This is a genomic window from Nocardiopsis lucentensis DSM 44048 (genome assembly GCF_000341125.1).
In the GTDB taxonomy this organism is placed as follows: domain Bacteria; phylum Actinomycetota; class Actinomycetes; order Streptosporangiales; family Streptosporangiaceae; genus Nocardiopsis; species Nocardiopsis lucentensis.
Window position 1 is genome coordinate 1 of sequence record NZ_ANBC01000335.1, and the last position, 1812, is coordinate 1812.

The following is a 1812-nucleotide window of genomic DNA, read 5'->3' on the forward strand; positions in this document are numbered from 1 at the left end:
CCAGAGGGTGGGTGGCGCGGAACCGGGACAGCGGGAGTGCCTCCGACGAGAGTGGAGTGGGTGTGGACAGCGGTTCGCGTTCGAAGGTCACCCGCCGGCGCCCGCGCGGTCGGCGACCGTTCGGTGTCGGCGTGGCCACGGGGTTGGCTCTGCTCCTGGGTCTGGGAAGCGTGCTCCAGGAGGTCCCGGACCTCATACCGGGCGGTGACGGCCTGATCGCGGCGGCGCTCGCCGTCCTGGGCGGGGGCGTGGCGGCCACCGCCCAGGCGATGCTCGAACGGACCCCCAGCACACCGGACCCAGCGGAGGAGCCCGCTCTGCGCAGGCGGCTGCCCCCTCCCGTCGAGTACTTCACCGGTCACTCCGACCTCATGGACGAGCTGCGACAGGCCTTCGACCGCTTCCGCCCCGCGGGCGCCCGGCGTCTGCTCCGCCGCCCGCGGCGCCCGCACCGCAGCCCGTTGGCCGTGGTCATCACCGGTGAGAGCGGCACCGGGAAGAGCCAGCTGGTCGCCCAGATCGTCGACGAGGTCTCCGATCGCTTCCCGGACGGCAAGTTGGAGTTCGAGCTCTACGGCGGCACCGACCCCGAGGGACCCACGACACCCCGTCCCGCCAGGCGGGGTCTCCTCAGCCGCGGCTGGCCGCGCCGACGCTCCGGTGACGAGGTTCCCCACGACATCGAGACGGGCGCCCCCGTCCGCCGCGGGCCTCGGCGGCCCGAGGACGTCCTCGCTCAGATGCTCACCGAGATCGGTGTCCGTTTCCCCGAGGACGCCGACCTGGACGAGCTCAGCGGACTGTGGCGAACGGAGACCGAGGAGCGCAGGTTGCTCATCGTCCTCGACAACGCCGAGGACCACGCCCAGGTCGAACCGCTGCTGCCGCTCGGGCGCGGCTGCGCCGTCCTGATCACCAGTCGCAACGGTTTCCCCGACGCGCCGCACACCATGCTCCGCCGCCGCCTGGATCCGCTCTCCCCCGACGAGGGTCTGGAACTACTGATCAGACTGGTGGACGGCTCCACCCGCCCCCTCTCGGAGGCCGACCGCGCCGCCCTGCCCGACCTCGCCGCCGCCTGCCACGGGTTCCCGATGGCCATCTGCCTGTCGGCCACGCAGATCATCCAGGAACGCGGTCCCAGCGCCGCCGACCAACTCCGCCACATGAAGGACCCCGTCCTCTGGCAGACACTGCCCGGCCCGAAGGCCATCGCCTCCTCACTCGCCTCCAGCCTGCGGCGCTGTGAGCCCCGCGAACGGCTACTGCTCAACCGGCTGGCGGGTGCTGGCCTGACCACCTTCACCGCGTGGTCGGCCGCCGCCCTGCTCGGGGTCTCGGAGGACGAGGCCAAACCGCTCCTCCTGGAGATGAGCCACCGCCACCTGGTCACCTACCTGTACGAGTCGGGCGGCTTCGACCGGTTCCAGCTGCACGACCACGTCCGGGACACCCTGCTCCTGACGGGTCCGCACGTACTCGGTGTCCCCGACGGGGAACTGGCGGACTGGTCTCGGGAGGAGCTCGAACGCGCCGTGGAGCGGCTGCTGCTCGCCTTCGACCGGGTGGCGGCGGAGGCGGCGCGGCGCGCCGCCCCGCACGAGTGGAGTTTCGGCGGCGCCCTGCCCGGACACGGCGCCCCCGGGGACGATCCCTGGGAGCCGCGGCAGTCGGGTCTGCCCGCGTCGACCGACCCCATGGCCTGGCTGGACTCCGAGTACCGGGGCTTCGAGGCCTGCTTCCAGTGGACGCGGCCCGGGGGCGGCCCCGGCTCCCGGGCCTCCCAGGCCAGACGGCGGCGGCACGCGCGAG

The 1812-nt window shown here is 73.2% G+C and carries 1 pseudogene; it reads left to right on the forward strand.

Going from position 1 to position 1812, the window contains the following annotated elements:
* Nucleotides 1-131: 131 nt before the first annotated feature.
* Nucleotides 132-1812, forward strand: a pseudogene (locus D471_RS0111880) (sigma-54 factor interaction domain-containing protein); the annotation flags it as partial.